24 protein-coding genes are annotated in these 25,413 nt (G+C 65.8%); 4 read left to right on the top strand and 20 right to left on the bottom strand.

The window, feature by feature from the left end; genetic code table 11:
- From Q0629_RS08720 to Q0629_RS08760, 9 genes are all read right to left on the bottom strand, one after another.
- The coding region (locus Q0629_RS08720) for a GTP cyclohydrolase, FolE2/MptA family (protein ID WP_298781481.1) at nucleotides 1-379 on the bottom strand (379 nt) is incomplete at its 3' end.
- Nucleotides 376-774, bottom strand: a complete 399-nt coding sequence (gene queD / locus Q0629_RS08725; protein ID WP_298781483.1) for a 6-carboxytetrahydropterin synthase QueD — start codon at nucleotides 772-774, stop codon at nucleotides 376-378. The genes Q0629_RS08720 and queD, both read right to left, overlap by 4 nt.
- Nucleotides 775-946: 172 nt before the next feature.
- Nucleotides 947-1,813: a lysophospholipid acyltransferase family protein gene (locus Q0629_RS08730; protein ID WP_298781486.1), complete on the bottom strand. Its 867-nt coding sequence runs from the start codon at nucleotides 1,811-1,813 to the stop codon at nucleotides 947-949.
- On the bottom strand, nucleotides 1,810-2,655 hold the full coding sequence (locus tag Q0629_RS08735; protein WP_298781488.1) for a hypothetical protein: 846 nt from the start codon (nucleotides 2,653-2,655) through the stop codon (nucleotides 1,810-1,812). Before Q0629_RS08735 ends, Q0629_RS08730 begins: the two co-directional genes overlap by 4 nt.
- A 142-nt stretch (nucleotides 2,656-2,797) precedes the next feature.
- Nucleotides 2,798-4,081 (bottom strand): tyrosine--tRNA ligase, encoded by a 1,284-nt coding sequence (gene tyrS, locus Q0629_RS08740; RefSeq protein WP_298781491.1) that lies wholly within the window; start codon nucleotides 4,079-4,081, stop codon nucleotides 2,798-2,800.
- Between the two features lie 197 nt (nucleotides 4,082-4,278).
- Nucleotides 4,279-5,868 (bottom strand): MBL fold metallo-hydrolase, encoded by a 1,590-nt coding sequence (locus Q0629_RS08745; RefSeq protein ID WP_298781493.1) that lies wholly within the window; start codon nucleotides 5,866-5,868, stop codon nucleotides 4,279-4,281.
- A 12-nt stretch (nucleotides 5,869-5,880) separates the two neighbouring features.
- Entirely contained in the window at nucleotides 5,881-7,338 is a 1,458-nt protein-coding gene (locus tag Q0629_RS08750) for a sensor histidine kinase (RefSeq protein ID WP_298781496.1), read from the bottom strand.
- An 18-nt stretch (nucleotides 7,339-7,356) separates the two neighbouring features.
- Nucleotides 7,357-8,004, bottom strand: coding sequence for a response regulator transcription factor (locus Q0629_RS08755; RefSeq protein ID WP_298781498.1), 648 nt, complete (start codon nucleotides 8,002-8,004; stop codon nucleotides 7,357-7,359).
- A 78-nt stretch (nucleotides 8,005-8,082) separates the two neighbouring features.
- Nucleotides 8,083-8,649 (bottom strand): HDIG domain-containing metalloprotein, encoded by a 567-nt coding sequence (locus Q0629_RS08760; protein ID WP_298781500.1) that lies wholly within the window; start codon nucleotides 8,647-8,649, stop codon nucleotides 8,083-8,085.
- Between the two features lie 239 nt (nucleotides 8,650-8,888).
- Here Q0629_RS08760 and Q0629_RS08765 point away from each other — a divergent pair, with 239 nt between their 5' ends.
- Both Q0629_RS08765 and Q0629_RS08770 read left to right on the top strand, forming a co-directional pair.
- Complete coding sequence (locus tag Q0629_RS08765) at nucleotides 8,889-9,569, top strand: polysaccharide deacetylase family protein (RefSeq protein ID WP_298781502.1); 681 nt, start codon at nucleotides 8,889-8,891, stop codon at nucleotides 9,567-9,569.
- 36 nt (nucleotides 9,570-9,605) lie between these two features.
- Nucleotides 9,606-11,702 carry a CDC48 family AAA ATPase gene (locus Q0629_RS08770; protein WP_298781505.1) on the top strand — a complete coding sequence of 699 codons (2,097 nt, stop codon included), beginning with the start codon at nucleotides 9,606-9,608 and terminating at the stop codon, nucleotides 11,700-11,702.
- 28 nt (nucleotides 11,703-11,730) lie between these two features.
- Here the strand turns inward: Q0629_RS08770 and Q0629_RS08775 are convergent, their stop codons facing one another.
- The 7 genes from Q0629_RS08775 to ribD form a co-directional block, all read right to left on the bottom strand.
- The gene (locus tag Q0629_RS08775) at nucleotides 11,731-12,192 is read right to left on the bottom strand and encodes a 23S rRNA (pseudouridine(1915)-N(3))-methyltransferase RlmH (RefSeq protein WP_298781506.1); all 462 of its coding nucleotides are present in this window, start codon (nucleotides 12,190-12,192) and stop codon (nucleotides 11,731-11,733) included.
- 8 nt (nucleotides 12,193-12,200) lie between these two features.
- Nucleotides 12,201-13,937, bottom strand: coding sequence for a WecB/TagA/CpsF family glycosyltransferase (locus Q0629_RS08780; RefSeq protein WP_298781508.1), 1,737 nt, complete (start codon nucleotides 13,935-13,937; stop codon nucleotides 12,201-12,203).
- Between the two features lie 10 nt (nucleotides 13,938-13,947).
- Nucleotides 13,948-15,225, bottom strand: coding sequence for a serine--tRNA ligase (gene serS, locus Q0629_RS08785; RefSeq protein ID WP_298781509.1), 1,278 nt, complete (start codon nucleotides 15,223-15,225; stop codon nucleotides 13,948-13,950).
- Nucleotides 15,218-15,718 (bottom strand): 6,7-dimethyl-8-ribityllumazine synthase, encoded by a 501-nt coding sequence (gene ribH / locus Q0629_RS08790; protein ID WP_298781511.1) that lies wholly within the window; start codon nucleotides 15,716-15,718, stop codon nucleotides 15,218-15,220. The genes serS and ribH overlap by 8 nt, the downstream gene beginning before the upstream one ends.
- 66 nt (nucleotides 15,719-15,784) lie before the next feature.
- Entirely contained in the window at nucleotides 15,785-17,035 is a 1,251-nt protein-coding gene (ribA, locus tag Q0629_RS08795) for a GTP cyclohydrolase II (RefSeq protein WP_298781512.1), read from the bottom strand.
- The gene (locus tag Q0629_RS08800) at nucleotides 17,025-17,663 is read right to left on the bottom strand and encodes a riboflavin synthase (RefSeq protein WP_298781513.1); all 639 of its coding nucleotides are present in this window, start codon (nucleotides 17,661-17,663) and stop codon (nucleotides 17,025-17,027) included. Before Q0629_RS08800 ends, ribA begins: the two co-directional genes overlap by 11 nt.
- Entirely contained in the window at nucleotides 17,645-18,760 is a 1,116-nt protein-coding gene (ribD, locus tag Q0629_RS08805; protein WP_298781515.1) for a bifunctional diaminohydroxyphosphoribosylaminopyrimidine deaminase/5-amino-6-(5-phosphoribosylamino)uracil reductase RibD, read from the bottom strand. The genes Q0629_RS08800 and ribD overlap by 19 nt, the downstream gene beginning before the upstream one ends.
- A gap of 207 nt (nucleotides 18,761-18,967) precedes the next feature.
- Between ribD and Q0629_RS08810 the strand changes: the two genes are divergently transcribed.
- Nucleotides 18,968-19,495 carry a hypothetical protein gene (locus Q0629_RS08810; protein WP_298781516.1) on the top strand — a complete coding sequence of 176 codons (528 nt, stop codon included), beginning with the start codon at nucleotides 18,968-18,970 and terminating at the stop codon, nucleotides 19,493-19,495.
- A gap of 38 nt (nucleotides 19,496-19,533) precedes the next feature.
- The gene (locus tag Q0629_RS08815; RefSeq protein WP_298781517.1) at nucleotides 19,534-21,780 is read left to right on the top strand and encodes an FAD-dependent oxidoreductase; all 2,247 of its coding nucleotides are present in this window, start codon (nucleotides 19,534-19,536) and stop codon (nucleotides 21,778-21,780) included.
- 57 nt (nucleotides 21,781-21,837) lie between these two features.
- On the opposite strand, the gene Q0629_RS08820 is transcribed toward Q0629_RS08815, so the two are convergent.
- The 4 genes from Q0629_RS08820 to Q0629_RS08835 all read right to left on the bottom strand — a co-directional run.
- Nucleotides 21,838-22,872 (bottom strand): tRNA-dihydrouridine synthase family protein, encoded by a 1,035-nt coding sequence (locus Q0629_RS08820; protein ID WP_298781518.1) that lies wholly within the window; start codon nucleotides 22,870-22,872, stop codon nucleotides 21,838-21,840.
- Nucleotides 22,872-23,645 carry a type III pantothenate kinase gene (locus tag Q0629_RS08825; protein WP_298781519.1) on the bottom strand — a complete coding sequence of 258 codons (774 nt, stop codon included), beginning with the start codon at nucleotides 23,643-23,645 and terminating at the stop codon, nucleotides 22,872-22,874. The genes Q0629_RS08820 and Q0629_RS08825 overlap by 1 nt, the downstream gene beginning before the upstream one ends.
- 87 nt (nucleotides 23,646-23,732) lie before the next feature.
- Nucleotides 23,733-25,151, bottom strand: a complete 1,419-nt coding sequence (locus tag Q0629_RS08830) for a ComEC/Rec2 family competence protein (RefSeq protein WP_298781522.1) — start codon at nucleotides 25,149-25,151, stop codon at nucleotides 23,733-23,735.
- A gap of 11 nt (nucleotides 25,152-25,162) precedes the next feature.
- Nucleotides 25,163-25,413: helix-hairpin-helix domain-containing protein (locus Q0629_RS08835; RefSeq protein WP_298781525.1), on the bottom strand; the 251-nt coding region annotated here is incomplete at its 5' end.

Genomic DNA, 25,413 nt, shown 5'->3' on the forward strand with positions numbered 1-25,413 from the left:
TGAAAATCCCCTCCAAATTGGCTTCGTAGCGCATAAAACTCTCGATGCCCGAAACGGGGGCCCGGCGCCGGATGAAGTAGGGGAACTCAAAACGAATCGAGGCCTCGGGGGCGTCCAGCCTGTCGCACAAGCGCTTCGTGACGGCCTCCAGCGTGGTGGGGGATATCCTGCCGCAACAGTCCTCAAGGGCCTCGATAAAGCGGCTCATGTGCGTCCCCCGGTACTGATGGGGCAGGAGAACGCTCATGGAAACGGAGGCCACCGTGGGCTGCGTCTTATCCTGCCGGGACATGACGACGATGGGGTAGCGGACGCTGCTCACTCCCACCCGGTCGATCTGGATCTCCCGTAGGTCGGCTTCCATCTGGACGTCCTTCATGAGCGTCCCTCCCCTCCCCTTTCCTCCGTCAGAACGGGGTCGGAGGCCCTCAGGACGACGCCGTTTGACGCGGTCTCCCAGACCCGCACTTCAAAGAGGCGGCAGTTCGGGCGCCTAAGGAGCGCCTCGACCCGCTTCCAGGTCCACAGGGCGATGTTCTCGGCCGTCGGCTGAGGGATGGTGTCGTTGAGGTAACTGTGGTCCAGAACCTCGATCACCCGCTCCTTGACGATGGAGGAGAGCTCGCAGAAATCCATGATCATCCCCTCGTCGTCCGGCGTCCCCTCAAGGAGCACGGCAAGGCGATACGTGTGGCCGTGCAGCCGTTCGCACTTCCCATGATACCGCACAAGATTGTGAGCCGCCTCGAATTTAAACTCCTTGCGAAGCAACATGATCCTATTCTCCTCCGCCCCAGGTCCCTGCCGACCTGTCTTTCGCCATAAAGCCGTTACAAGGACAAAACCAGGGAGAGCTTGAAGGGCCTGCTCTCCTTGTGCATCATTATACAGGACCTTCGCAGCAGTCGCTGGCCTTCACGCCGACCGGCCGCAAAGAGGCCGAACGTCAACGCCTTTTCCACCGGTCGTGCAACCAAAACCACAGTTCGGGCTGTGGGGCAATGATCGCTTCGAGGGCGCGGTTGATTGCGAGAGTTCCTCCCTCGATCCGCTCCGACCGGCTCCCCTGGCCGGGTATCGAGAGGGGGGGGAAGAAACGCACGCTGTGCTCAAAGGGTCCCTGACGGTAGATGCTGAGGGGGAGGATAGGGACCGACGCCAGCATGGCGAGGATCGCAGGTCCCGGAGAGTTGGTGCATTCGTGTCCCATGAAGGGCAGCGTCAGGGCACCCTCAAGCCACGAGACGTCCGCCAGGATCGCGATGTGGTCACCGGACCTCAACCTGTGCGCCATCTCAAGGACGGACATCGCCTTCGGCAGGACGGAGATGCCGACCTTCTCCCGAAACTCCCTCAGAACCCCGGACAGGTCGCGGTCGTGGAGCTCCTGAAAGACCGCATAAAGCGGCCGCCCTTTCGCCCGGAGGACCTGAGCACACCACGCCCCCAGGAGCTCCCAGTTTCCAAAGTGCCCCGCCAGGAAAATAGCGCCCTGTCTCCCGTCGGTCACTTCGTCCAGAAAGGAGCGCCCTTCGACGCCGGATATCCACGAGGACGCCTGAGCTGGGTCTCGCTGCAGGGCCAGGACCTCGGTGACGGTCCAAGCCAGGTTTTGATAGACCCGATCCCTGAAGGCCCTGCGCCAAGCCGCGTCCCTATCGGGCCAGACGAGGCGCAGGTTGGCGTCGATCCTCTCACGGCGCGGCTGAGCGAGCTTCAGGAGTCCGTAGAGGAACCGCTGAACCATCCGTCCGCGCCATCCGACGTCGGTGAAGGACTGAAAGGCTCTGACCGCGCACGCCGCAGCGCTCATGGGAGAACCGGCCCTCCCATGGCGCTGGAGTAAAGGGCGACCAGGGAATCCGCACACCGCTCAGGGGAACAGCGCGCCTTGATGAAGTGCCGCGCGGAAACGGCTGCAGCCCTCCCCCGCTCCGAGAGGGCCGCTTCCAACGTGAATCTCCAAGCCTCCTCCGTGTCCTCTGCCGCGCGGATATACCCCTCGTTTCCCAGAAGGGCGTTCAGGTACGGGGACTCGATCGCCGCGGCGACCAGTCCCTGCATGGTGAGGAAGGCCGCTCTCAGCGCGTCAAACCCCTCAGGCCCTGCGATGAAGACGCCGCTTTGCGCCGTGAGGGCATCCGGGGCGAGGTCGTCCGCGTTGAGCACCGGGAGCTCGTTGCCGCTCAAAGCCCCCTTGAGGCCCTGGAAAGCGGCACCTCCCAGGCACACGACGGGCAGAGGACCCTCCTCGTCCACGCCGGAGATGCGAAAATCGAAGGCGGGCAGGATCAGCGCTTCACCGTCCCTTGCCCGGTCCGGGAAGACGCGCGAGGGATATCCGCACCAGGACGCTTTCTCCTCGAAGGACGTGTGGACCGCGCGCGAGCGCAGCCGGACGATCCGCCACCACGCTGGGGCGTCCCCCCAGAGGTGCCAGAGCGCCCGTCCGGAGAAGGCGATGCGGCTGGCGCGTTCAAGGCCGGTCAGGGCGCTCCAGGCGAAGACATCCCGCGCGTCGATCCCGGCGACGCTCCCATCGACGTAAAGGGAGAGGGGGAGCCCCCGCGACCTCAGCGACTCCGCCATGCGGCCGATCAGCGCTCGCCGCCAGGCATCCACCGTTTTTGAAACGTACCAGACACAGGGGATCATCCGCATCTCCTCCGGACAAAACGATTCAGGAAACGCCGACTCATTCACGGAACCCGTTGAACAGCCTAACGACCATCAAACGGAGGGATCCGACAGCGCTTCCTGAAAACAAAACTCATAAGGCGAATAGCACCCTGCCGCGTCAGCGGACGACCGAGAGCACGTAGAACTTCTTGCGTCCGACGCGCACGAAGAGGTAGCGCCCTAAGTGCAGCTGGTCGGCGTCGATGGAGGCTCCCTCGTCCGCTACGCGCACACCGTTGATCGAAACGCCGCCCTGTCGCACGGCGCGTTTGGCCTCTCCCCTGCTGGCGCAGGCGGTGCAGGTTGTGAGGATGTCCAGGACCCCGGCGGGCATGGAGAGCTTCGCCTCAGTGCAGGGCGCCTCGCGCTGCAGCGCCAGGCAAGTTTCCTCGGACAGGTTCGAGAGGTCCACGTCCGGGTCGAACAAAATGGCGCTGACCTTCGCGACGCTCTCCGCGGCTGCAGCGCCGTGCACCCTCTGAGTGACCTCCGCCGCCAGGCGATGCTGGGCCGTACGGCGCTCGGGGTGGGCGGCGTGCTCCTCCATCAGCAGACGAACCTCCTCCAGGGGCAGGAACGTGTAGAGCTTCAGCAGCCGTTCCACGTCCCGGTCGTCCACGTTCACCCAGAACTGATAAAACTGGTAGGGCGACGTGCGCTCCGCGTCGAGCCACACCGCTCCCGCTTCCGTCTTGCCGAACTTCGTGCCCGCCGACGTGAGCAAGAGGGGCTGCGTCAGGCCGAAGGCCTCGCCGCCGCTCGTCTTTCGGATGTACTCCGTCCCCGCCAGCAGGTTCCCCTGCTGGTCGTTTCCCCCCATCTGCAGCTTGCAGCCGTAGTGATCGTGGAGGTGCTTGAAGTCGATGGCCTGCAGGAGCACGTAGGAGAACTCCGTGTAGGATATCCCCTTCTCCGGGTCCTCAAGCCGGCTCTTGATGTACTCCCGGGCGATGAGGTTGTTGACGGAGAAGTACTTCCCCACGTCGTGTAGGACGTCGAGGAACGTCATCTTGGAGAGCCAGTCGTAGTTGTTCAGGAGAAGCGCCGAGTTCTTCCCGCAGTCGAAGTCGAGGAAGTGCGCCAGCTGCTTGCGCACCCCCTCGACGTTCCTCTGGACGGCCTCCAGCGTGATCAGGTTGCGCTCCTTGCTCTTGCCCGACGGGTCGCCGATCAGGCCGGTCCCGCCTCCAGCGAGGGCGATGGGCCGATGCCCCGCCCGCTGAAGCCATCCCAGCGCCATCAGGGGGATGAGGTGTCCCACGTGCAGGCTGTCCGCCGTCGGGTCAAACCCTACGTACGCCGTGACCATCTCGGACTCCATGACCTCCCGCAGGCGATCCTCCGAGGTGCACCACTCGAAGTACCCGCGCGCCTTCAACACGTCAAAAGCGTTGCATGACATCAAACCCGCCCTCTCATCCTCAAGACGTAAAAACCTTATGAGGCCCACGCCGCGACGAAATGCGCGCAGGCCCCTCAGGCTGATGCTCCTTTTTATTATAAAACATAAACGAAAAAAGTGGCGGCGTTCGGAGGAACGCCGCCCGGTGCCGCGCCGGACCGGCTCGATCGCCGGTAAAACAGGGGGACGCCCCCCCTTCAGGAAGCGCCCTTCATCCTGTGAGCCGCCATCTCAAGCAGGGCGCGGGACGCGGCCAGGTAGTGCATCGCTTCCTCCGAGTCGCTGAGGGCATCGGGGCTGCGCCGCAGCTGCTCCACGAGAAGCGCAAGGTCGTCGATAGCGTGCAGCGTCCTCTCGGCAGCAGGTTTGGCCGAGGGCTGTGCCACCTTCCGCGCCAGGGCGTTCGGCTCAAGGGAGAACTCCTGCCTCAGGCCGGGGACGATGGCGCGCCGCCCCGCCTCCTGCAGGGAAACGGAAAGGGCACGAGAGGACTTCACCTCGCCGTGAGTCACGAAGAAGAGCGGGTTCGTCCTGAAGTTGCCGGCCCAGGCCAGGAGGTCGTCGCGGTCCGCGTGCGCGGAGAAGCCTCCAATGGTGTGGACCCTGGCCCGCACGGCGACGTCCTCCCCACCGATGCGCACCTGGGGCTCCCCATCCACGATGCGGCGGCCCAGCGTGCCATAGGCCTGGTACCCGACGAAGATGATGTGGTTTTTAGGGTTCCAGGCGCTGTGCTTGATGTGGTGGATGATGCGCCCGCCCGAACACATCCCGCTGCCCGCGATCACGATGCAAAAGGGGACGTTGTTGATGCTCCGGGACTCGTCCGGGGTGGAAACGCTCCGAAAGCCCTTGGGGGCGAAGACGTCCACCCCGGAGGCCGCGTACCGTTGCACCTCGTCGGACAGGGTCCCGACGTGGGACCGGTAGAGGTCCGTCGCCCGCACTCCCATGGGGGAGTCCAGGAAGATGGGGACCTCTGGCAACAGCCCCTCGATCTGCATCAGGGAGAGCTCGAAGAGGATCCGCTGCGCGCGATCGACGACGAAGCTGGGGATCAGCACCTTGCCCCTGTCCCTGAGCGCCGTCAGAACGGCCTCGCGGAACTCCGACCGAGATGCCTGGTCGTCCTTGTGGAGGCGGTCGCCGTAGGTGGATTCGATCAGGACGTAATCCGCCTCTCTAAAGACGGAGGGCGTGCCGTCGATGGCCGCCCGCTGCTGTCCCAGGTCCCCGCTGAAGACGACGCGCGCGGACTTCCCCTCCTCGCTCAGGTCCAGCAGGATGGACGAACTGCCCAGGATGTGCCCCGCGTCCCTGAAGGTGGCGGAAACTCCGGGAAGCACCTCCAGCGTTTCCTCCCACTCCAGCGGCCGCAGGCACTTCAAAGCCGCCTCCGCCTCGCCCTCCCCGTAGAGGGGAAGGACGGCGGGCAGCCCGCGGCGCAGGGCCTTGCGGGTCTTCCACTCCGCCTCCTCCGCCATCAGGCGCGCCGAGTCGTGCCACAGGATGTCCACCAGTTGAGCCGTAGCGCCGGTGGTGTAGATCGGCCCCTTGAAGCCGTTCTTCACCAGCCAGGGGATGCGCCCGGAGTGGTCCATGTGCGCGTGGGTCAGGAGGATCGCCTCGACCTCCCCCGGTGCGACGGGGAGGGGTTCCGCGTTCTTGAGGTCCTCGTCCTCCCCCTGATAGATGCCGCAGTCCACAAGGATGCGACGGCCGGCGACCTCAAGGCAATAGCACGATCCTGTCACCTCGCCGGCCGCACCCCAAAAGCTGATGTTCAATGGGATTCCCCCTTAGTCGTCCGCCCCCCTGATGGGGCTGGCCCCGATCTTCTCGTCGTTTCCGCCCTCCGCCCCCTCCGCGTTCAGGGCTACGCTCAGGGGCAGAGCGGCGAGGATTCGGGTCCCTTTCCCCGGCTCCGAGGTCACCTGGAGGCTGCCCCCCATCAGGGACATCCGCTCCGTCATGTTGGCCAGGCCGCGATGCCCCTGAAGGCGCAGGGTTTCGTGATCGACGCGGGCGTCGAAGCCCTCTCCGTTGTCCCGAATGTCGAGGAAGAGTTTTCCGCTCTCGGCGTGGACCTGCGCGTGGACCTCCGTCGCGCCCCCGTGCCGCACGGCGTTGGAGATCGCCTCCTGGAAGATGCGCATGAAGGAGAGGGTCGTTTCCGGCCCTACGTCCAGGTCGTCTTCGACGTCCACTCCCACCTGAACGTCGTAGTTCTGCGACTGGCGCTCCGCAAGCTCCGTGAGGGTCCTCGCCAGCCCCAGGTCCATCCAGGGCGGGGCCAGCTCGTCGCAGAGGCTGCGCAGCTCGCGCACGACCGTCTTGGCCAAAGATTCCGTCCTCTTGATGCGGGGCTGCGGGGCGTCGTCCTCCAACAGCATGTGGATCTGCTGAAGGAGGGCGGTGATGTCCTGAAGCGGGCCGTCGTGGATCTCGCGGGCCATGTCCAGCCGCTCCTTCTCCTGCACTCTGACGATGTCGCGAACGTAGCGATTGCGGAGGTTGTCCCTCTCCACCGCTGCCTTGGAGAAGCGCATCAGGGCGCGGTGGACGCTCTCGATCTCCCTGACGGCGCCGCGCTCCAGCTCCGGGGAGATGCTCTTCCCCAGGCTCAGGCTGTCGATCTCCGCCACCAGAGATTGGAGGGGCAGCACCAACCGGCTCCACAGGAGGCGAATGGCCCAGAAGCTCCCCAGCGTCATCAGGACGATGAGCGCGGGCCACATGCGAACGACCCTCACCAGACCGCCCAGGAGCTGATCCCAGGAAACGGCGGCAACGACGAGCCCGTCTCCCTTACTGAGGGGGTAGATCGCAAGGGTGTACTGAGCCCCCTGTTTGTCCGTCACCCGCGTCGCCGTCCCGATGGGAAGGTCGTTACGCCAGATGGCCGCAATGTTCATCGCCCCCGGAGAGGCCGTGATGACCTTTCCGTCCAGGCTGAGGAGCGCCACCCATCCGGGGATCGAGGGGCCCCAGGAGAAGAAGGGATAGCGCGAGGCGTCGCCCATCAGGCTGTAGGGAAAGGACCAGGTCCGCGCGTCCGAACTCAGATGGTAGGCCATGTTCTCGGCCAGGTCCTGAACGTAGGAGCGGACCGCGGCCTCCATGGCCCTCTCCTGGCTCACCATCCCCAGCACGGCCACGAGGACCACCGCGATGGAGGGAAGGAGCAGCGCGCACAGGAGAAAGGCGAGGAAGTGGTGCTTCGTCCCACGGAATCGGGCGAACCTCTCCCTCAGCATGGCAGAACCCGTACGCCGCTATTCCTCGTCATCCGCTAAAAGCTCCTCCAGGGTGACCACCCCGTACTTCAGGGCCAGGAGCAGCGCCTCCGTCTTGTTCTTGGACCCCAGCTTGTCGTAGATCGAGGCCAGGTGCGTCTGCACGGTGCGTTCGCTGATGAAGAGGCGCTTGGCCACCTCCTTGCTGGAAAGCCCCTTTGCCGCAAGGAGCAGGACCTCCCTCTCGCGCGCGGAGAGCTGTTCCGGAATGAAGTCGCGCTCCCCCATCACCGAGGCCACCTCTGGGTCGAGGTAGAGGCCGCCCTTGGACACGGTGTTGATCGCGGCGGTGAGCTCCCGCGGGCTCACCGTCTTCAGCACGAAGCCGCGGGCGCCGGCGCGAAGCGAGGCCATGACGTACTGCTGCGCATCGTAGGAGGTCAGCATGATTGTCGCGGTGGCCAGCCCCGCAGTCTTCACCCTCTGGGCGACGGAAACGCCGTCCAGCCCCGGCATCCGGATGTCGAGGAGCGCGACGTCGGGCTTCAGCTCCTGAATCAGGTCCCAGGCCTTCACGCCGTCCTCCGCCTCCGCCACGAGTGAAAAGGAGCTCTCCCGTCGAAGGAACTCCGCAATCCCCGCACGGGTCAGGGGGTGATCGTCTGCCAGCAAAATTTTGATCGTCATAATGGATTCTTCTCTCCCGGTCTGCGCCTGGTTGTGGGCGCGTTTTGAGTTAAAAAATGATATAAAGCAGCCTCAGGCCTAGAAGCCGATCTGCTTTTCGATGGGGCGGAGCGCGATGATGGTCTCCTCGATGACCCGATCCAGGGGCATCTCCATCCTCTCCGCCCCCTCCTTGATGAGCTCCCGGTTCACCCCGCGGGCGAAGGCCTTGTCCTTCCACTTCTTCTTCACCGACTTCAGCTCCAGGTCGGCCAGAGAGCGCGACGGGCGCACGAGGCCTGCGGTGATGACGATCCCCGTCAGCTCGTCGATGGTAAAGAGCGTGCGCTCCATGGCGTTCGATGGCTCTACGTCGATGCAGATCCCGTAGCCGTGGGATTCGACGGCATGGATGATCTCCTCGTCGACGCCAGCCTCGCTCAGGAACTCCCGCGCCAGGTGGCAGTGCCTTTCCGGCGTCTGCATGGTGCGCTCCCAGTCGATGTCGTGCAGGATGCCCACGACGCCCCAAAGGTCCTCGTCCTCCCCCGCCAGCCTCGCAAAGTGGCGCATGGTGCCCTCGACGGCCAGTGCGTGGCGCAGGTGGGACTCCTCGGTGTTGTACTTCTTCAGGAGCGCCAGGGCTGCATCCCTGTCAGGTTTCAAGTATCTCTCCTCCTAAGCTCGACCGAATCCGGGGCCTAAACGCCTCAACAAAATTGCGGACGAAAAAGGGTATGCTTTCATCTAAAATGAATCCCTTGTATTATATAGTGTCTTTCTCCGACTTCCCTCTCATGTTAGGCTGATATTGAGATTGGGGAAATGTCGTGGTTCAGGCGCCGGCGCGGTGCCTTGAGCGATGTTTTGGAAGGAATCCTACTAAAATAAAGGAATGAGGCCCTTTGTGTCGAAAGCTTATGCTGTGTGCCCTGGCGCTGTTCCTCTGCATCGAGTGGGGCCCCCTGTCGATGGAGCGGCGACGGTGGGGCATCGCCTCGGGGGACCCCTTCGTCAAGGAGGTCGCGCTGACCTTCGACGACGGCCCAAGAGAGCACGGAATGCAGGAGCTGATGGCCGTGCTGAAGGAGCAGGACGTTCACGCGACCTTCTTCCTCGTGGGGAAGTTCGCGGAGCGCTACAGCGAGATAACGCTTTCCCTGAGCCGCGCAGGGCACGAGCTGGAAAACCACAGCTACACCCATCCGCGGCTCTACACCCTTTGGATCGAAAAGATCATGCGGGAGGCGGAGCGCTGCGACGAGGTCCTTGAGAACCTGAGCCTGCCGAGGTCGCGCTTTTTGAGGCCGCCCGGCGGCGCCTTCAACCTCAAGGTGTTCAACGCCATGCGGCGCATGAACCTGAGGCTTGGCCTCTGGAACGTGAACACTGCGGACTACACGGGAAAGCCATCCCAGGACATCGTGAGGCTGGTGACGGAGAACGCAAGGCCCGGAGCGATCGTCCTGATGCACTCGGGGGTCCCCAACACGGTGGCGGCGCTTCCGCAGATCGTTGAGGCACTCCGCCTGAGGGGTTATCGTTTCGTCCGCCTGAGCGAGCTATGGGACGGAGGGCTTATCTAGGCACGTCGGGGGCTGACCCCGGGAAGCGGTGAGGAAATGCGAAAGGATTTAAAGGTGCAGGAGTCGTACCCAGGGGACGCCCTGAAGGGCATCGCCAGAATGCACCCGGAGGACATGGAGCAACTGGGGCTCTCGGAGGGCGCGCTCATCGAAATCACGGGAAAGAGGACGACGGCAGCCCGTGCCAGGGCCGGGGACCCGGAGGCGGGCCGCGGCATCCTTCAAATCGACGGCCTGCTCCGCGAGAACGCCACGACCTCCCTGGACGAAACGGTCAGTGTCGAGAGGGCCGTGGACTGGCGCTTTGCGAGCAACGCCACCCTGGAGCCCCTGACGGAAACGAAGTTGTCGGACAAGGAGCAGGACCAGGAGTACCTGCTGTCGTCCCTCGAGGACACGGCCGTCCGCACGGGGGACCGCGTGCGGGTCAACCTCTTCGGAACCCGCGTCTGCGACTTTCGCGTCACGGCGACGACGCCCGCGGGGACGGTGGTGCTCAACAAGTCCACCTGCCTGAACCTGCTGAAGCCCGCGAAGACGGCCCGACCGCACAGGGTTTCCTACGAGGACATCGGCGGCCTCGGGGCGCAGATCCGCAAGGTGCGGGAGATGATCGAGCTCCCCCTGCGCTTCCCGCAGGTCTTCGAGCGCCTCGGCATCCAACCCCCCAAGGGGGTTCTGCTCTACGGGCCTCCGGGGACGGGGAAGACCGTCATCGCCAGAGCGGTGGCCGGGGAAACGGACGCCTGGTTCACCCACATCTCCGGGCCTGAGATCATCGGGAAGTTCTACGGGGAGAGCGAGGAACGGCTCCGCAACATCTTTGAGGAGGCGCAGGAACGGGCTCCTTCCATCATCTTCATCGACGAGATCGACGCCATCGCTCCGAAGCGCGAGGACATGGGCAGCGAGAAGCAGGTGGAGCGCCGGGTCGTGGCCCAGCTCCTCGCGCTGATGGACGGCCTTGAGTCGCGCGGGCAGGTCGTCGTGATCGCGGCGACCAACATCCCGAACGCGCTGGACCCCGCCCTTCGGCGCCCGGGGCGCTTCGATCGGGAGATATCGATCCCGATCCCCAACAGCGCAGGACGACTGGAGATACTTCAAATCCACACGCGCGGTATGCCCTTGGCGAAGGACGTGGACCTGAAGAGGGTGGCCGCGCTCTCCCACGGCTTTGTGGGTGCCGACCTCGAGGCGCTGGCAAAGGAGGCCGCGATGGCCTGCGTGCGCGACATCCTGCCCTACGTTGACCTCAGGACCCAGACGATCCCCTACGAGAGGGTCGCGGCCCTTGAGGTGGGAATGCACCACTTCCTGTCCGCCCTGATGGAGATCGAACCCTCGGCGATCCGGGAGGTCTTCGTCGAGATACCGGACGTTTCCTGGCGGGACATCGGGGGGCTGGAGGACGTCAAGGCGGAGCTCTACAACGCCGTCCTGTGGCCGCTTGAGCACGCGGACCTCTTCGAGAGGTGCGGGATCCGACCGATCCGCGGAATCCTGCTTCACGGGCCCTCAGGGACGGGGAAGACCCTTCTGGCGCGCGCTCTGGCACGGGAGAGCGGGATCAACTTCATCCCGGTCAAGGGGCCCTCCATCATGTCGCGCTATATCGGGGAATCCGAAAAGGCCCTTCGCGAGGTCTTCCGCGTGGCGCGCCAGGCAGCGCCCTCCATCCTCTACTTCGACGAGGTCGAGTCGCTCCTCCCCGCGAACGCGGGGGACGGCGTCACCGAGAAGCGGGTCATCGGACAGTTTATGGCCGAGATGAACGGCATCGAGGACCTTCAGGGCGTCGTCGTCCTGGCCACGACCAACCGGCTGGACTTGGTGAACCCGTCGTGTCTTACGCCCGGAAGGTTTGACCTGATCCTGGAGCTCCCCCTGCCGGACGCGGAGGCGCGGCAGGCGATCTTTCAGATCGAGCTTCGCAGGAAGCCCGTGGCGCCGGACGTGGACCTGAGGGCCCTCGCGGATCGCACCGACGGCATGACGGGCGCGGACATCGCCTTCGTCTGCCGGAAGGCGGCCCTGGCGGCCCTGAGGAGCAGCATCACTCAGGGCGCGGAGTCGATCCTCCTCGCGGCTTCCCACTTCGAGGCGGCGCTTGGGGACCTGGGCAGGCGCTGAGGGCACGCCCTCCACTGAACGTACACCCCTAGTGGTGGTATCCGGTCCCCTGCAAAATCGAAAAAGCCCGGTACAACTGCTCCGCCAGGAAGAGGAAGCTCATCTCGTGGGTGAAGGTCATTCGGGAAAGCGAAAGCCCCTTGTCCGCACGCTCTTTCACCGCGTCGCTCGTCCCCCAGGGGCCGCCGATCACCATCAGGAGGCGCCCTCTGGCCCGTTCCATTTCAGCGGAAAGAAACGAGGCGAAGTCCGGGCTGTCGTACTCGGCGCCATCCTCGCGCAGGAGGATCGTCCGGTCCCTAGGCCTGATGCGGCGCAGGATCTCCTGCCCCTCCTTCGCCATCGCCTCCTCCGGCGAGCGCGCCGGAACGTCTGGGGTGCGCTCCACCCCCACCAGTCCCGCCGGGCGAATGCGCGCCAGGTAGTCCTCCGCCAGCGACGCCAGCGCCTTCTCCCTGGGCCGGCCGACGGCGAGGATCAGGACCTTCATCCCCGTCGTCAGCGTGGGGCGCTGCGCGTGGGGTAGAGCCTCACCTTCGCCGCCAGCACCCGCGCCACGAAGGAGAACAGCCCAAGGTCCTTCCTCCATCGAGCGGGCTCCTGGAACAGCCGATAGAGCCACTCCATCCCGATCCTCTGCACCCATGCCGGAGCCCGACAGAGCTCCCCGGCAAAGACGTCAAAGGCGCCTCCCACCCCCACGGCCAGGACCTTTCCCAGGCGTTTTTCGTGCAGCGCGACCCACTTCTCCTGCCGAGGAATCCCCATGGCCACCAGGAGGACCCTGGCTCCGCTCGCCGCGACGGCGGCGGGAACGTTCGGGTCCCTCATCTCGAAGTACCCGTCCCGCGTCCCCGCGACGATCAGGCCCGGATATCGGGCGGACAAGGCTGCCGCGCACCGAGATGCCGTGTCTCCTCTCGCCCCCAGGAAGTAGACGGGCCACCCCTCGACGGCGGCCGTGCGGCAGAGCTGTTCGGCGAAGTCGATCCCTGCCACCCGTTCCTGAAGCGGCATTCCGAGGAAGCGCATCCCCCACAGAAGGCCGGTACCGTCGGCCAGGACCAGCGCGGAACGCCGCAGGATGCTGCGGTACTCCACGTCCTTGAGGGCCTCGACCATCCCCAGAGCGTTAACGGTGGCCACGAGTTGGGCGCCTGTGCCCCGTGGATTGGAGATCAGCCCACGGGATCGGGAGATCGCGTAATTCATGGAGACGTTGTCCAAGGGGACCCCCCACAGTTCGGGGGCCTCGCGGGCGATGGCGTCCCTCTTCATCCGGCGGCGGAACAGCGAGAAGGCCACGGCAAAGACGCACAGCCCCACGGCGCCCCAACACCCTCGCATCATGGTGTGCGGTGGGGACTGTATCAGCGCCGCCGCGATGCTGGCGAGGGCGCAGAGCCCTGCGATGAGGCGAACGGCGTCCGGGTGCTCCAGCCCCCGCGCGATCATGGCCCTGTAGAGGTGTCCCCCGCCGCTGGGGCGCTCGGAGAACGCGCGGCCACACCAGAGGAGCAGGACCTCTATAGCGGGGATGGCGTAGAGCCCCATGGAGAGGAAGAACATGGAGCTGAAGACGATGCCCTTGCTGCTCCCCAGGATGGCCGTGCCCGCCACCAGGATGCTCCACATGGAGGACATGGCTCCTCCCGCCTGGCGGTAGACGTTGCCGAAGCGGCTCCAGAAGGCCCCAAGGAGGGCGAGGCCGGCAAAGGTCATGAAGAACGCCTCCGAGGCGGGGCCCTCCATCAGGAGGACCGCCAGGAGCATCAGGGGGTACGTCGCGGCCAGGACGTTCCCCACCAGGCCGGGGATCTCGTCCAGGTGGCGAAAGACGATGGGAAAGGCCGAAAACCAGAGCGTCGTCAGAACAAAGGAGGCGGAGGGCTCCAGGTAGATGTAGTCCCCATCCGAAAAGCGTATGTAGTGAATTGAGGGCCCCCAGAGGGCGCAGAGCACGCCGATCAGGAAAAAGCAGAGGTCCCACCTGCGCCTGTGATAGAGGGTTCCGGCAAGCCCGACGACCCCCGCAACGGCGGCGGCGGCGGCCACCGCCCTGGAGTAGGGCGAACCGAACCAGATGGCCAGGAGCATCCATATCCCCAGAAGAAGCAGGTCGCGAAAGTAGTTGTATTGACGGATCGGCAGGGTCCGCTTGATCCAGAACTGGACCACAATGCAGAGGATCGCCGCCAGGGAACAGCCGACGGCGATCGTCGCGTAGTCAGGCACGCGGACCCTCTCAGTCCTTCTTGATGATGCTCGTGCCGTTCATGTAGGGCACGAGTGCCTTGGGGACGACGACGCTGCCGTTCTCCTGCTGGCAGTTTTCGATGATCGCGATGAGCGTGCGCCCCACGGCGATGCCGGACCCGTTCAGCGTGTGGACGAACCGCGGCTTGCCGCCGCTTGCCGGACGGTAGCGGCAGTTCATCCTGCGGGCCTGGAAGTCCTCGCAGTTGCTGCACGAGCTGATCTCGCGGTATTTATTCTGCGAGGGGAGCCAGACCTCGAGGTCGTACGTCTTGGTCGAGCCGAAGCCGATGTCCCCGGAGCAGAGGGACACCACGCGATAGGGCAGCTCCAGGGCCTGCAGCACCGATTCCGCGTCTGCCGTCAGCTTCTCGAGCTCGTCGTAGCTCGTCTCCGGCGTGCAGAGCTTCACCATCTCCACCTTGTCGAACTGGTGCTGACGCAGCATTCCCCGAACGTCCCGGCCTGCGGACCCGGCCTCCCGCCGGAAGCAAGGCGTGTAGGCTGTGTAGTACAGGGGCAGCTCCGACTCCTCCAGGATGGTCTCGCGATGAAGGTTGGTGAGCGGCACCTCCGCCGTGGGGATCAGCCAGAGGTCCTCGTCCGCGATGCGATACAGGTCCTCCGCGAACTTCGGCAGCTGTCCCGTTCCCTCAAGAATTGCGGACCGCACCATAAAGGGCGGCTCCACTTCAAGGTACCCCTGCTTCTGCGTGTGCAGGTCCAGCATGAAGGCGATCAGGGCGCGCTCCATGCGGGCGCCCATCCCCTTCAGGACGGTGAAACGGCTCTGAGCGAGGAGGACACCCCGTTCAAAGTCCATGATGCCAAGCGCTTCGGCGACGTCCCAGTGGGGCTTGGGCTCGAAGGAAAACTCCCGCGGCGTCCCCCAGGTCCGGACGACAGGGTTGTCGTCCTCGTCCTTCCCCACGGGCGTCGTTTCGCTCAGACGGTTGGGGAGCCGCATCAGGCAATCGTTCAGCTCCGACTCCGTCCTGTGCAGCCTCTCGTCCAGCTCCTTGATCCGGTCGCCCATGAGGCGGATCTCCTGCATGAGGGCGTCAACGTTCTCTCCGGTTCCCTTCGCCGCCCCCACCTTGCGGGAGCCCTCGTTGCGCCTGGCCTTCAGGTCCTCCGTTTCCATGATGATGCGGCGGCGCTCCTCGTCGAGCGCCGTCAGCACGTCCATGTCGAAGTCGTGTCCGCGGTTCTCCAGACACGACTCCACCTCTTCGCGGTGCGCGAGCATCCAACGAAGGTCAAGCATTGCGCGTCCCTCCCCTCGTCCCGTCCGCCGTGCGGATCGTCCTCATCAAATTCGCCATCTCAATGGCACCGTAAGCGCAGTCCGCTCCCTTATTCCCCGCCTTGCTTCCGGCCCGCAGCAGCGCCTGATCCAGCGTGTCGCAGGTCAGGACGCCGAAGATCACGGGGACCCTCTGTTCCAGTCCGACCTGGGCAAGTCCCTTCGACATCTCCGCCGAAACGTAATCGAAGTGCGGCGTGTCCCCCCGGATCACCGCCCCAAGGGCGATAATGGCGTCGTACTTGCCCATCAGCGCGATCTCCTTCACCGTGAGGGGCAGCTCCCAGGCTCCGGGAACCCAGAAGACGTCGATGGCGTTGTGGGAAACGTCGTGACGCAGGAGCACGTCCTTTGCCCCGTCGAGCAACCGGCTCGTGATCAACTCGTTGAAGCGCGAGGCGACGATTCCGACGGACAGCCCCGTCCCCAGCAGTTTTCCCTCCATGACTCGCATTAGACACACCTCGTTTGTCTATCGTTATTTTTATCTCTTGAAGCGCGGGTTTTCCGAGAAGCGGCCCTATAGCAGGTGGAGCAGGTGCCCCATGCGGTGCTCCTTCGTCTTCATGTACCTCTCGTTGTACGGATTCGGCTCGATGACGATGGGGACGCGGTCCACGATCTCAAGCCCGTATCCCTCCAGCCCGACCACCTTCTTGGGGTTGTTCGTCATCAGGCGGATGCGCTTCAGCCCCAGGTCCATCAGGATCTGAGCCCCCGTCCCGTACTCGCGCAGGTCGGGCGGAAAGCCCAGGGCGACGTTCGCCTCCACGGTGTCCATGCCCGCGTCCTGAAGCTCGTACGCCTTGAGCTTGTTGAGGAGTCCGATGCCGCGCCCCTCCTGGCGCATGTAGAGCAGCACGCCCCGCCCTTCCCTCTCGATCATCGAGAGCGCCGCGTGGAGCTGAGGCCCGCAGTCGCAGCGCAGGGACCCCAAGACGTCCCCCGTAAAGCACTCGCTGTGCACCCTGACGAGGACGGGCTCGCCACCCGCGACGTCCCCCATGGTCACGGCCAAGTGGGTGTGGGCGTCGTCGTCCTGCAGTTTGCTGCGGTATGCGTGGACGCGAAACGTGCCGTACTCCGTCGGTAGGTTGACCTCCACCCTCCGCTCCACCAGTTTCTCCCGGCGGCAGCGCCACGCGATCAAGTCCTTGAGGACGATGAACGTCAGACGATGCTGATCGGCCAGGGCCAGCAGGTCCGGAAGCTGGGCGATGGCACCGTCCTCGTTCATCACGTCGCAGGAGAGCCCCGCGGGCGGCAGCCCCGCCAGGCGCGCCAGGTCCACGGACACCTCAGCGTGGGACGCCCGTACGAGGACGCCTCCATCGCGCGCCTCCAGAGGAAAGAGGTGTCCTGGTCGCACGAAGTCCTCCGCATGGGCCTCCGGGGACGCTACCAGGCGCGCAGTCAGGGCCCGGTCCGCTGCGGAAACGCCGGTGAGCACCCCCTCGCGGGCGTCCACCGGCACGAGGAAGGAGTCCGCCCTGCCGCTGCCCTGCTGCGGGGCTGCGACGGGAGTCAGCTGAAGCCTGCGGGCCACCTCGCCGGCGACGGGAAGGCAGATCAGTCCCCGCGCGTACCGCATCATAAAGTTCACGTTCTCCGCCGTCGTGCAGGAGGCCGCCCCCACGAGGTAGCCCTTGTCCTCCGGCCCCGCGTCGTCGGCCACGAGGACCAGGTCGCCTCTGCGGATTGCCTCGATCGCCGCCTCGACCTTGTCGAACAGGGGCCGTTCGTCCTTCACCGCACCCTTTTCAATAGCCAAGTCCCCTCAGCTCCTCCATTGTGAGCCCTTTTCCGCCCAGCGAACCCCTCAGCAGGCGCTCCGTATATTTACCCAGTATATCCGTTTCGAGGTTGACGACGCTTCCCACCCTGGCTGCCCCCAACGTGCAGGACCTGAGCGTCGTGGGGATCAACCCCACCGAGAACTCCGTTTCCAGCGCGTCGATCACCGTCAGGCTGACGCCGTCGAGGGCCACGGAGCCCTTGGGCACGATGCCGCGCAAGAGCTCTCGATCGGCTCGAAAGACGGCCCTTCGGGCCTCGCCCTCCCCGGTCACCTCGCGCAGGACCGCCGTGCCGTCCACGTGCCCCAGCACCAGGTGTCCGTCCAGGCGGTCCCCCAGCCTCATGGCGCGCTCCAGGTTGACCTCCGTCCCTGGCCGCAGGGCCCGAAACCACGTGCGCTCTGCCGTTTCCGGCATCATCTCCACGTCAAAGGCATCGCCCCGCAGCGCCGTGACGGAGAGGCACGCGCCGCTGACCGCTACGGACTGCCCCAGGGTCAGCTGAGGGGCGATCTTCGGGCACTCGATCGAGAGGGTGTAGGCCCTCCCCCCTCTGGCGAACGCCCGAACCCTCCCCACGGCCTCTACAAGTCCGGTGAACATGAAAAACGCCCCTCCAGCAGGAGGTTGTCCCCCACGGGCCGCGACGTGACGTCCCTCAGGTTGAGGGAGTCAGCGACGGAGGCCGGCGAGAACCCCTCCCCCATCCCGATCCCCTCGCCCAGGACCCTGGGCGCCACGAACAGCGAGAGGGAGTCCGCAAGATGCCGTTCCATCAGGGCGGTCAGCACGCGCGGTCCTCCCTCCACCATCAGCATCAGCACGCCCTCCCGCGCCAGAAAGGAAAGAGCCGCCTCAAGGTCCACGCGGCCTCCGCGGGATGGCAGCGACACGACGCGCGCGCCAGCATCCTGCAGGGCCTGCGCCCTCTCCGCCTCCTGGGAGATCGTGAGGACCAGGCACCCGCCGCGAAGGACCTTGGCGCTCGTCGGGGTGCGCAGGTGCGAGTCCAGGATGACCCGAAGAGGGCTCTGGCCCTCCGTGTGCCGCACGGTCAGTTCGGGATCGTCCTTCAGGACCGTGCCCACCCCCACCAGGATCGCGTCGTGAGAGGCGCGCATCCGATGTGCCCATTGGCGGGCTCCAGGGCCCGTGATCCATCGGCTGTCGCCGTCCGTCAGCGCCATGCGTCCGTCGAGTCCGGACGCCGCCTTGAGGGTCACCCAGGGGCGACCGAGGGTCTGGACGCGGATGAACCCCCTGTTGAGCCAGCGCGCCTCCTTCTCGAGGCAGGGCGCGGTGACCTCCACCCCCGCCTTCCGCAACGCGGTCAGCCCCCCGGCGTTCACCTTGGGGTTGGGGTCCGTAGTGCCCGCCACCACGCGGGACACCCCCTCACGAATCAGCCTCTGGGCGCAGGGGGGCGTCCGGCCGAAGTGGCAGCACGGCTCAAGGGTCACGTAAACTTCGGCGCCGCGCGCCGTTTCGCCTCGCCCTTCGGCGTCCTTCAGGGCCGCAACCTCGGCGTGGTCCTCGCCGCATCGGCGGTGCCATCCCTCTCCCAGGACGCGTCCATCGCGCACAAGGACGCACCCGACCATCGGGTTGGGGGAGGTTCGCCCCGTGCCGCGCAGGGCCAGGGACAGGGCCCGGCGCATATAGTATTCGTCTACCCTGCGATTGACAACGATCTCGTCCATCTCCTCACAAGACAACCGAAGGAAAGCAGGCGTCCTTCGCCGCTCTTTTTCGGTTTGAGATACATTATACCCGATAAAAAAGAGAACGACGTCCGAGTTTTCCAGCCCCTCATGCCGTTGGATGGTGTATCATACTCCAATGCGAACGCGCCGTCGCCTTTGCGGGACGAACCCTATTGGACAACGTTGACAACGTAAGGAGAAGTCATGACGAAGAGAGAAGACGAAACGTGCCCTCATCCCCCGCACACCGCCCTCCGCGCAGCGTTGAGAACCGGGATAGGCCTTGCGCTGTGTGCCGCCCTGTGCCTCCTCGGCCGGCCCCTCTGGGCGTCGGGGAGTGTGGAGCGGGCTCTCGCGCTGCTCGAAAAATTTGCTCCGGGCATGACCTACGAGCAGGCCTCCGCCCTGTTGGACGCAGCGGCGGAGGCCAACGTCGTGGGAGGCGACAAGAAGCTGCTGCGTCGTGCGTGGCTTCACGGCGAGTTTGGGGTCGAGATCTACTTTCTGGAGGAGCGGGCCTACCGCATCGACGTCCTCTCCTACTTCGCGCGGGAGCTGGACGTATCCAAAGCACTTGACGAGGTCCTGAGGCTGGGACAGAAACGGTACGGCAGCGCTCCGCGCTTTGACCCCAAGCTCAACGAGTACTACTGGATCGCGGGAGCCTACAGGCTCTCCTTCTGCAAGGCAGGACCCAGGGAGATGCGCCTCAGCCGGAGAGCGGCGCGCTGACCTTGCGGCATCGTAAGGGTTTAGGGAGGTTTTCTTTCGTGAGATCGGATCGGAAGTTCATGGGCATGTGGCATTCTTTCAGGGCCGCCGTGTGGCTTGCGGCCCTCGCCTTCGTCGGCACGGCCTTCGCAGCGGGCCCTGCGGATTCGACGTCGCGCGGGGCCCGCAGGGATTACGACGTGGTGGTGGCCGGCGGCGGCATGGGCGGCATTGCAGCCGCCATTCAGGCCGCACGGCTTGGGGCCTCGGTGCTCGTCGTGGAGCCGAGTGCGTGGATAGGCGGTCAGGCCATAGCGGCGGGCGTTTCCACGATGGACGACCTCAGCCGGACGCGCAGCGGGCTGTACCTTGAGTTCGTTTCGAAGCTGAAGGACTATTACGACTCCAGGGGAAAGGCTATGGGGACCTGCTACTGGGACGCCAGGAGCCTGGCGTTCGAACCCCACGTCGGACACGACGTCCTGATGGAAATGGCGGACGCAGCGCGCGGCAATGGAAAGAACGTCCTGGACGTCCTCACGAACGCCTCCGTCACTGCCGTCAGGAAGGAGGGGAACACCGTCCGCGGCGTGGCCCTCGAGACGGCGCGAGGGCCACGGGACGTCGCCTGCAGGGTCCTCATCGACGCGACGGAGTACGGCGACCTCCTGCCGCTTGCGGGCCTGCCCTACCGCGTCGGGAACTCCGTCGCCCCCTTCGTGAACCCGGACGCCATGATTCAGGACATCACGTGGACCGCCGTCATCAAGAAGTACCCAGGGGGCGTTCCGGCGGAGCTGAGGCCCGTCGCCCCCCTGCCCGGCTATGACCTGGCGCGGCGCAACTACGAGAGCTATGTCATCGCCGGAGGCGCGAACTTCAAGGGGACATACCCCGTCGTCCTGCCCGTCAACTTCGTTTCGCACAACGCCTACCGCGGCCTCCCCGACTCCTCGACCCCCTGGACCTATGACGGCAACGCGGTGAACTGGCCCTACATCACCAAGTGCGGCGTCAACTGGGGCAACGACTTTCCGGGAAAGTACGGATGGGAGGGAAGGCGCGGCCTGCCTGCCGCTTACCTCGAGGACCCCGCCCTGAGGGAGGAGGTCGAGCGCCAGGCGCTGATCAAGACGCTTCACTTCATCTACTACGTCCAGAACGAGCTGCAGGAGAACTGGTCCGTGGCCGACGACGAGTACTGGAACGACCCGCTGCCGCCGGCGGCGCGGGAGCTCCCGGCGGAGTGGCAGGAGGTCGTCCGCCGGATGCCGCCGATCCCCTACGTCCGCGAGTCGCGCCGTGCGGTGGGACAGCACACGCTGACGTCGGCGGAGCTCCTGCAGAACTCCCTGAGCTATCGCGACGGTCAGACCAGCCACGAGTTCCCCAACGCGATCGCCATTGGCGGCTACATCCTGGACCTCCACGGCGCGGACACGGACTCCGACATGGAGTGGGAGCTTGGCGAGAGGGCTCTGTCGAGCGAGCTCAACCGTCCCCGAGGTCCCTTTCAGGTGCCCATGGACGTCCTCATTCCGTCGGACGTCGAGGGCTTCCTCGTCGCCGAGAAGAACCTGTCTATGTCCCGCCTCTCCGCCGGCGCCCTCCGGCTCCAGCCCATCTGCATGATGACGGGCCAGGCGGCGGGGGCCCTGGCCGCGCTCTCCACCAGGGAGGGCGTCAGGCTCCGCGACCTCCCCGCCTTCCACGTGCAGTGGGCGCTCCTGAACGCCGGGGTCGAGCTCTCCCTGTGCCGCTACTCCGACGTGCCGCCGGAGCACCCCTGCTACAGGAGCATCCAGATCTCCAACCTCTACGGGCTGACGGAGCCGTCGGAGTACCCCCACGCCTCCTCTTACAACATCCAGGACCTGGACGATCCGGTCCTGGCCATGGCGCTCATCAAGGGGGACGACAAGGGACTGTTCGGCACGGACGAGATGATCACGCGGAAGGAGATGGCCTCCATGATCGCGAGGGGGCTCGCCGCCTGCGGCGCGAAGCGCAGCGTCCCGGCCGCGCCGGAGGGGAAGCCCGACGCCTTCGTGACGCGGGGGGTCCTAGCCAGGGAGTTGTGCGCCGCCTTTGGATTTCAGGAAGCACCTCGGCCGCAGAAGGGACGGACGGCGTTCCGGGCCTCGGAACACCCCAACGCCCCGGCCGTGAACGCCCTGGCCGCCCTGGGGGTGCTGGACATCTATCGGGGCGACGGGGAGTTTCGCTTCGGGCATCCCGTCACGCGCAGCGAGGCCATCGACGTGCTGGTGCGGGCCATGGCCGCGGCGGGACTGCCAGGAAAATAAGGCTCCTATTTTGTATTAGTAGGGATGAACTTGGGGCAGGGCTTCCCTGCCCTTTTTTCATTCCACGGCGGGGTCGCCGCCCTCCGTCCCCTTCCGAAAGACCGCAAGAATTTCTTCGATGCTGCTGCTGCACCCGGCCTGGCGCCGCAGCTCCGCCGCCCCGCTGGTCCCCCGCAGCACCCCGCCCATCAGACGCTTAAGCAGGATCACTGCCTGCGCCTCGCCAGAGGTCCCCACCGCGCGCTCGCCGAGCCAGCGAAGGGCCGCCATCCTCCCCGTAGACGTCGTGTCCCGTGCCATCTCCGGAACCGCATACCCAAGCGCGTCGAGCGCCTCGGCGAAGAGCCACGGATTTCCCAGGGCACCCCGCGCCGCCATGACGAGGACGCACCCCATCTCGAGGTATTCGCGCACGTCGCGGGCCTCCTGCACGTCGCCGCTGGCGCTGATGAAGCCCGGAAAGCGACGGGCCGCCGCCGCGTGGACCGTGCGATCCGCGACCCCCTCATAACGCTGAGCGGCGGTTCGGCCGTGGATGCAGACGTTATCCGCTCCGGAATTCAGCAACCCCTCGATAAAGCGGACCGTCGCCTCGATCCCCGCCTCTCCGGCCTCGATTCGGCGTATCTTGACCCAGACGGGGAGCCCCAGCCCCTTCAGGCCGCGGACCATGGCGAAGGCCTCCGAGGGGTTCTTCAGGAGCGCAGCGCCCGCCCCGCGCTTCGTCACCTTCGGCATGGGACAGGCCATGTTGATCCCCAGGCCGGCGAAGGGAGGGTCGCCATTTTGACGGACGAGATTGAGTGCCGTTTCGGCGCCCCGGACCATCACGTCTGCGGCAGGCGCGAAGAGCTGCAGAATGACGGGGGCCTCGAACGGCGAGGTGTGAAGCATGGGCAGGGTCTTCCGGTTGCGTCGCACCAATCCCGCGCAACTCACCATTTCGGTATGGGTCAGCGACGCCCCCAGGCGCGTGAAGAACTCCCGGATGGGAAGGCTGGTCACCCCCGCCAGCGGCGCAAGGCAGAGGGGGTTCTGCAGGAAGAGGCCCCCCGCAAGAATCGGCCCTCCCGCCACCTCGCAGGGCGCCATCAGTCCGCCCCGCCCCTGACGCGGTCGTGAATGAGCCTGAGGCCGTCCAGGGTCAGCCAGGGGTCCACGTACTCTATCGTCTGCGACAGCTTCGCCATGACCTCCGCGTGCCCGCCGGTGGCGGCCACCTTGACCTCGGTCCCCATCTCCGCGCGGATCATCCCCACGATGCGATCCGTCAACCCCGCGTTCCCGAACAGGATGCCCGACTGGATGGACTCGTTCGTGTTGCGCCCGATCACGGAACGGGGCAGGGCCAGGGCCACCTGGGGCAACTTCGCCGCCTTTGCGAACAGGGCGGAGATGCCGGACTGAAGGCCCGGCGCGATCGCGCCGCCGAGGTAGGCGCCGTCCGGCGCGATGACGTCGAAGGTGATCGCCGTGCCGTAGTCTGCGACGATGAGGGGCGCGCCGTACTTGCTGCGCCCTCCGACGGCGTTCACGATGCGGTCGGCCCCGACCTCCCGCGGGGCGTCGTAGCGGACCTCCATGCCTGTGTCCGTGGAGGCGTCCACCCTCAGGGGCTCGACACGGAAGAAGTTGTGCATGGCCTCGGCCAGCGGGGCGTCCAGCGTGGGGACCACGCTGCAGAACACGGCCCCGTCGATCCTCGTCGAGGCGATGTCCTTCGTCCCCAAAAGCGTCAGGATGTAGACGCCCCACTCGTCCGACGTGTGGAGGATGGACGAAAGGCGCCAATGCGCCACGAGTTGTTCACGATCAAAGACGCCAACGACCGTCGTGGTGTTCCCGACGTCCATGACGAGCAGCATGAAAGCACCTCCAAGGCAACGTACCAAAAAAGCGGCGGATAAAACCGGAACCGCACACCAAAGAGATCACAAAAAGAGTTACAACCGTTATAAAAAGATGAGGAAGGACGCGATCGTGCCCCCCGTCGTGAGGAGCGCCGTCCGAAGGGCCGTGAGGCGCATAAAGCGGCACAGCAGAAGGAGGAGCGCTCCGGCCCCCAGCCAGGCGATGAGAGGCCCCCATGGGACGAACGCCGGCACGAGGCGCGCCAGCCCGCTCGCTCCGGCACCCCAGAGGAGAAAGGCGCCCTCCGACGCCATCAGGAGCCAGGACGCAAGGGGAAGGCCCAACAGACAAAGGGCGGCGCCTGCGGAGGCCAGGACGAAGCCCGCCGAGAAGAACGTCGGCGCGACGAAGTTCAGCAGAATCCCCACCAGCGGAACCCCCTTGAAGGTGTAGGCGGTCTGAGGGAAGGTGACCAGGGCGATCAACGGGCTCAGGAGCAGCCACGTCCGGACCTTGGCAAAATGCCCCCACCCTGCCATCGCCGTGATGGTCATGGCGGCCAGCACGGACAGGCGCCAGCCCACGTCCCAGAACAGGAAGGGGGAGTGCACCAGCAGGAGCACCGCCGCAAGGCTCACGCTGTTGACGGGGTTGACCGGCCGCCCCAGGACGCAGGCGAGAAACGCCGCCTGAAGCATCAGAGCCGCCCGCAGCGCGCTGGGCGCGGCGCCGGTCAGGAGGACGTACCCCCAAAGGATCGCGGACAGGGCGAGCACGTTCCCCTTCCCTCCGGGCAGGAGAAGGGCTGCACAGAGGACGACGATCCCCACGTGGAAACCCGACACGGCCAGAAGGTGACTGGTGCCCCACGCCCGGTGCTGTCTGCCCAGCGCCTCGTCCCGCTCCCCCAGCCAGGCGGCTCTGAGGTACGCCCCCGTCAGGGATGGCATGTGGATGACGAGCGCGCGGGAGAGGCGATGCCTCAGGCGGTGAAGGCTCCACCCTTTGGCAGGAAGGGGCTCCAGCCGCGAGGGCGAGAGGCGCGCGACGACGCCGCGGGCGCGCCAGTAGCGCTCCTCGTCGAAGCCGTCCCGCACTTCGGCGGACTTCAGCCGGCGCGTGACCCCTTCGACCTTCACCTGATCTCCCTCCACCAACTCGGCAAAGTGAAGCCGCAACAAAAAACTGCCCTCTGCCGTGTCGATCACGGCGGCGAAGCTCCGTCCCCATGGCCGGACCAGCGAAACGGTCCCGACGGTTTTGACGGAGCGGGAGGGCATGGGCGGGCACGTGAGGACGAGGTACATCCTCAGGGCGCAGAGGAACGTCAGCCCTGCGAGGACCAGGAGCGCGGGCCATTGAGAAGCGATCTTCCGCTCGTAGGTGCACAGAGCAAGGCCGACGGCCAACAGGGGAGAAAGCAGGATGAGGCCTGCGGCGCCCGTCGCGCTGAACAGCGCCGTCGCCGTGACGAGGGCACCCAGGACCGCAAGGAGGGGCGCGCGAAGGAGGACGGCCATCTCAGGGGAGGTTAAGGGTTCACCGAGGCCTGCTCCATCAGCCCTTTGAGCTTTGCGGCCCCGATGCCCCGCACCCGGACGAGGTCCTCCACCGCCGCGAACGGCCCATGCTCCTGACGGTATTCCACGATGCGGCGCGCCAGGGTGGGCCCGATGCCGCGCAGCGCTTCCAGCTCCGCAGCGCTGGCCCGGTTGATGTTGATCCGACCATCCCTCTTGGGGGCGGGCGAAGCGTGCAGGACGACGTTGGGCCGTATCACCG

This window comes from uncultured Fretibacterium sp. (genome assembly GCF_938030725.1).
In the GTDB taxonomy this organism is placed as follows: Bacteria; Synergistota; Synergistia; order Synergistales; family Aminobacteriaceae; genus Fretibacterium.

What these genes read in the sequence shown, in the direction of transcription:
- Q0629_RS08825 (WP_298781519.1), bottom strand. Translation starts at nt 23,645, where the DNA reads ATGCTGCTCGTCATGGACGTCGGGAACACCACGACGGTCGTTGGCGTC.
- Q0629_RS08755 (WP_298781498.1), bottom strand. Translation starts at nt 8,004, where the DNA reads ATGACGATCAAAATTTTGCTGGCAGACGATCACCCCCTGACCCGTGCG.
- ribD (WP_298781515.1), bottom strand. Translation starts at nt 18,760, where the DNA reads ATGGACGAGATCGTTGTCAATCGCAGGGTAGACGAATACTATATGCGC.
- Q0629_RS08830 (WP_298781522.1), bottom strand. Translation starts at nt 25,151, where the DNA reads ATGGCCGTCCTCCTTCGCGCGCCCCTCCTTGCGGTCCTGGGTGCCCTC.
- ribH (WP_298781511.1), bottom strand. Translation starts at nt 15,718, where the DNA reads ATGCGAGTCATGGAGGGAAAACTGCTGGGGACGGGGCTGTCCGTCGGA.
- serS (WP_298781509.1), bottom strand. Translation starts at nt 15,225, where the DNA reads ATGCTTGACCTTCGTTGGATGCTCGCGCACCGCGAAGAGGTGGAGTCG.
- queD (WP_298781483.1), bottom strand. Translation starts at nt 774, where the DNA reads ATGTTGCTTCGCAAGGAGTTTAAATTCGAGGCGGCTCACAATCTTGTG.
- Q0629_RS08735 (WP_298781488.1), bottom strand. Translation starts at nt 2,655, where the DNA reads ATGATCCCCTGTGTCTGGTACGTTTCAAAAACGGTGGATGCCTGGCGG.
- tyrS (WP_298781491.1), bottom strand. Translation starts at nt 4,081, where the DNA reads ATGTCATGCAACGCTTTTGACGTGTTGAAGGCGCGCGGGTACTTCGAG.
- Q0629_RS08730 (WP_298781486.1), bottom strand. Translation starts at nt 1,813, where the DNA reads ATGAGCGCTGCGGCGTGCGCGGTCAGAGCCTTTCAGTCCTTCACCGAC.
- Q0629_RS08750 (WP_298781496.1), bottom strand. Translation starts at nt 7,338, where the DNA reads ATGCTGAGGGAGAGGTTCGCCCGATTCCGTGGGACGAAGCACCACTTC.
- Q0629_RS08775 (WP_298781506.1), bottom strand. Translation starts at nt 12,192, where the DNA reads ATGAAGGTCCTGATCCTCGCCGTCGGCCGGCCCAGGGAGAAGGCGCTG.
- Q0629_RS08810 (WP_298781516.1), top strand. Translation starts at nt 18,968, where the DNA reads ATGACGAAGAGAGAAGACGAAACGTGCCCTCATCCCCCGCACACCGCC.
- Q0629_RS08820 (WP_298781518.1), bottom strand. Translation starts at nt 22,872, where the DNA reads ATGGCGCCCTGCGAGGTGGCGGGAGGGCCGATTCTTGCGGGGGGCCTC.
- Q0629_RS08770 (WP_298781505.1), top strand. Translation starts at nt 9,606, where the DNA reads ATGCGAAAGGATTTAAAGGTGCAGGAGTCGTACCCAGGGGACGCCCTG.
- Q0629_RS08800 (WP_298781513.1), bottom strand. Translation starts at nt 17,663, where the DNA reads ATGTTCACCGGACTTGTAGAGGCCGTGGGGAGGGTTCGGGCGTTCGCC.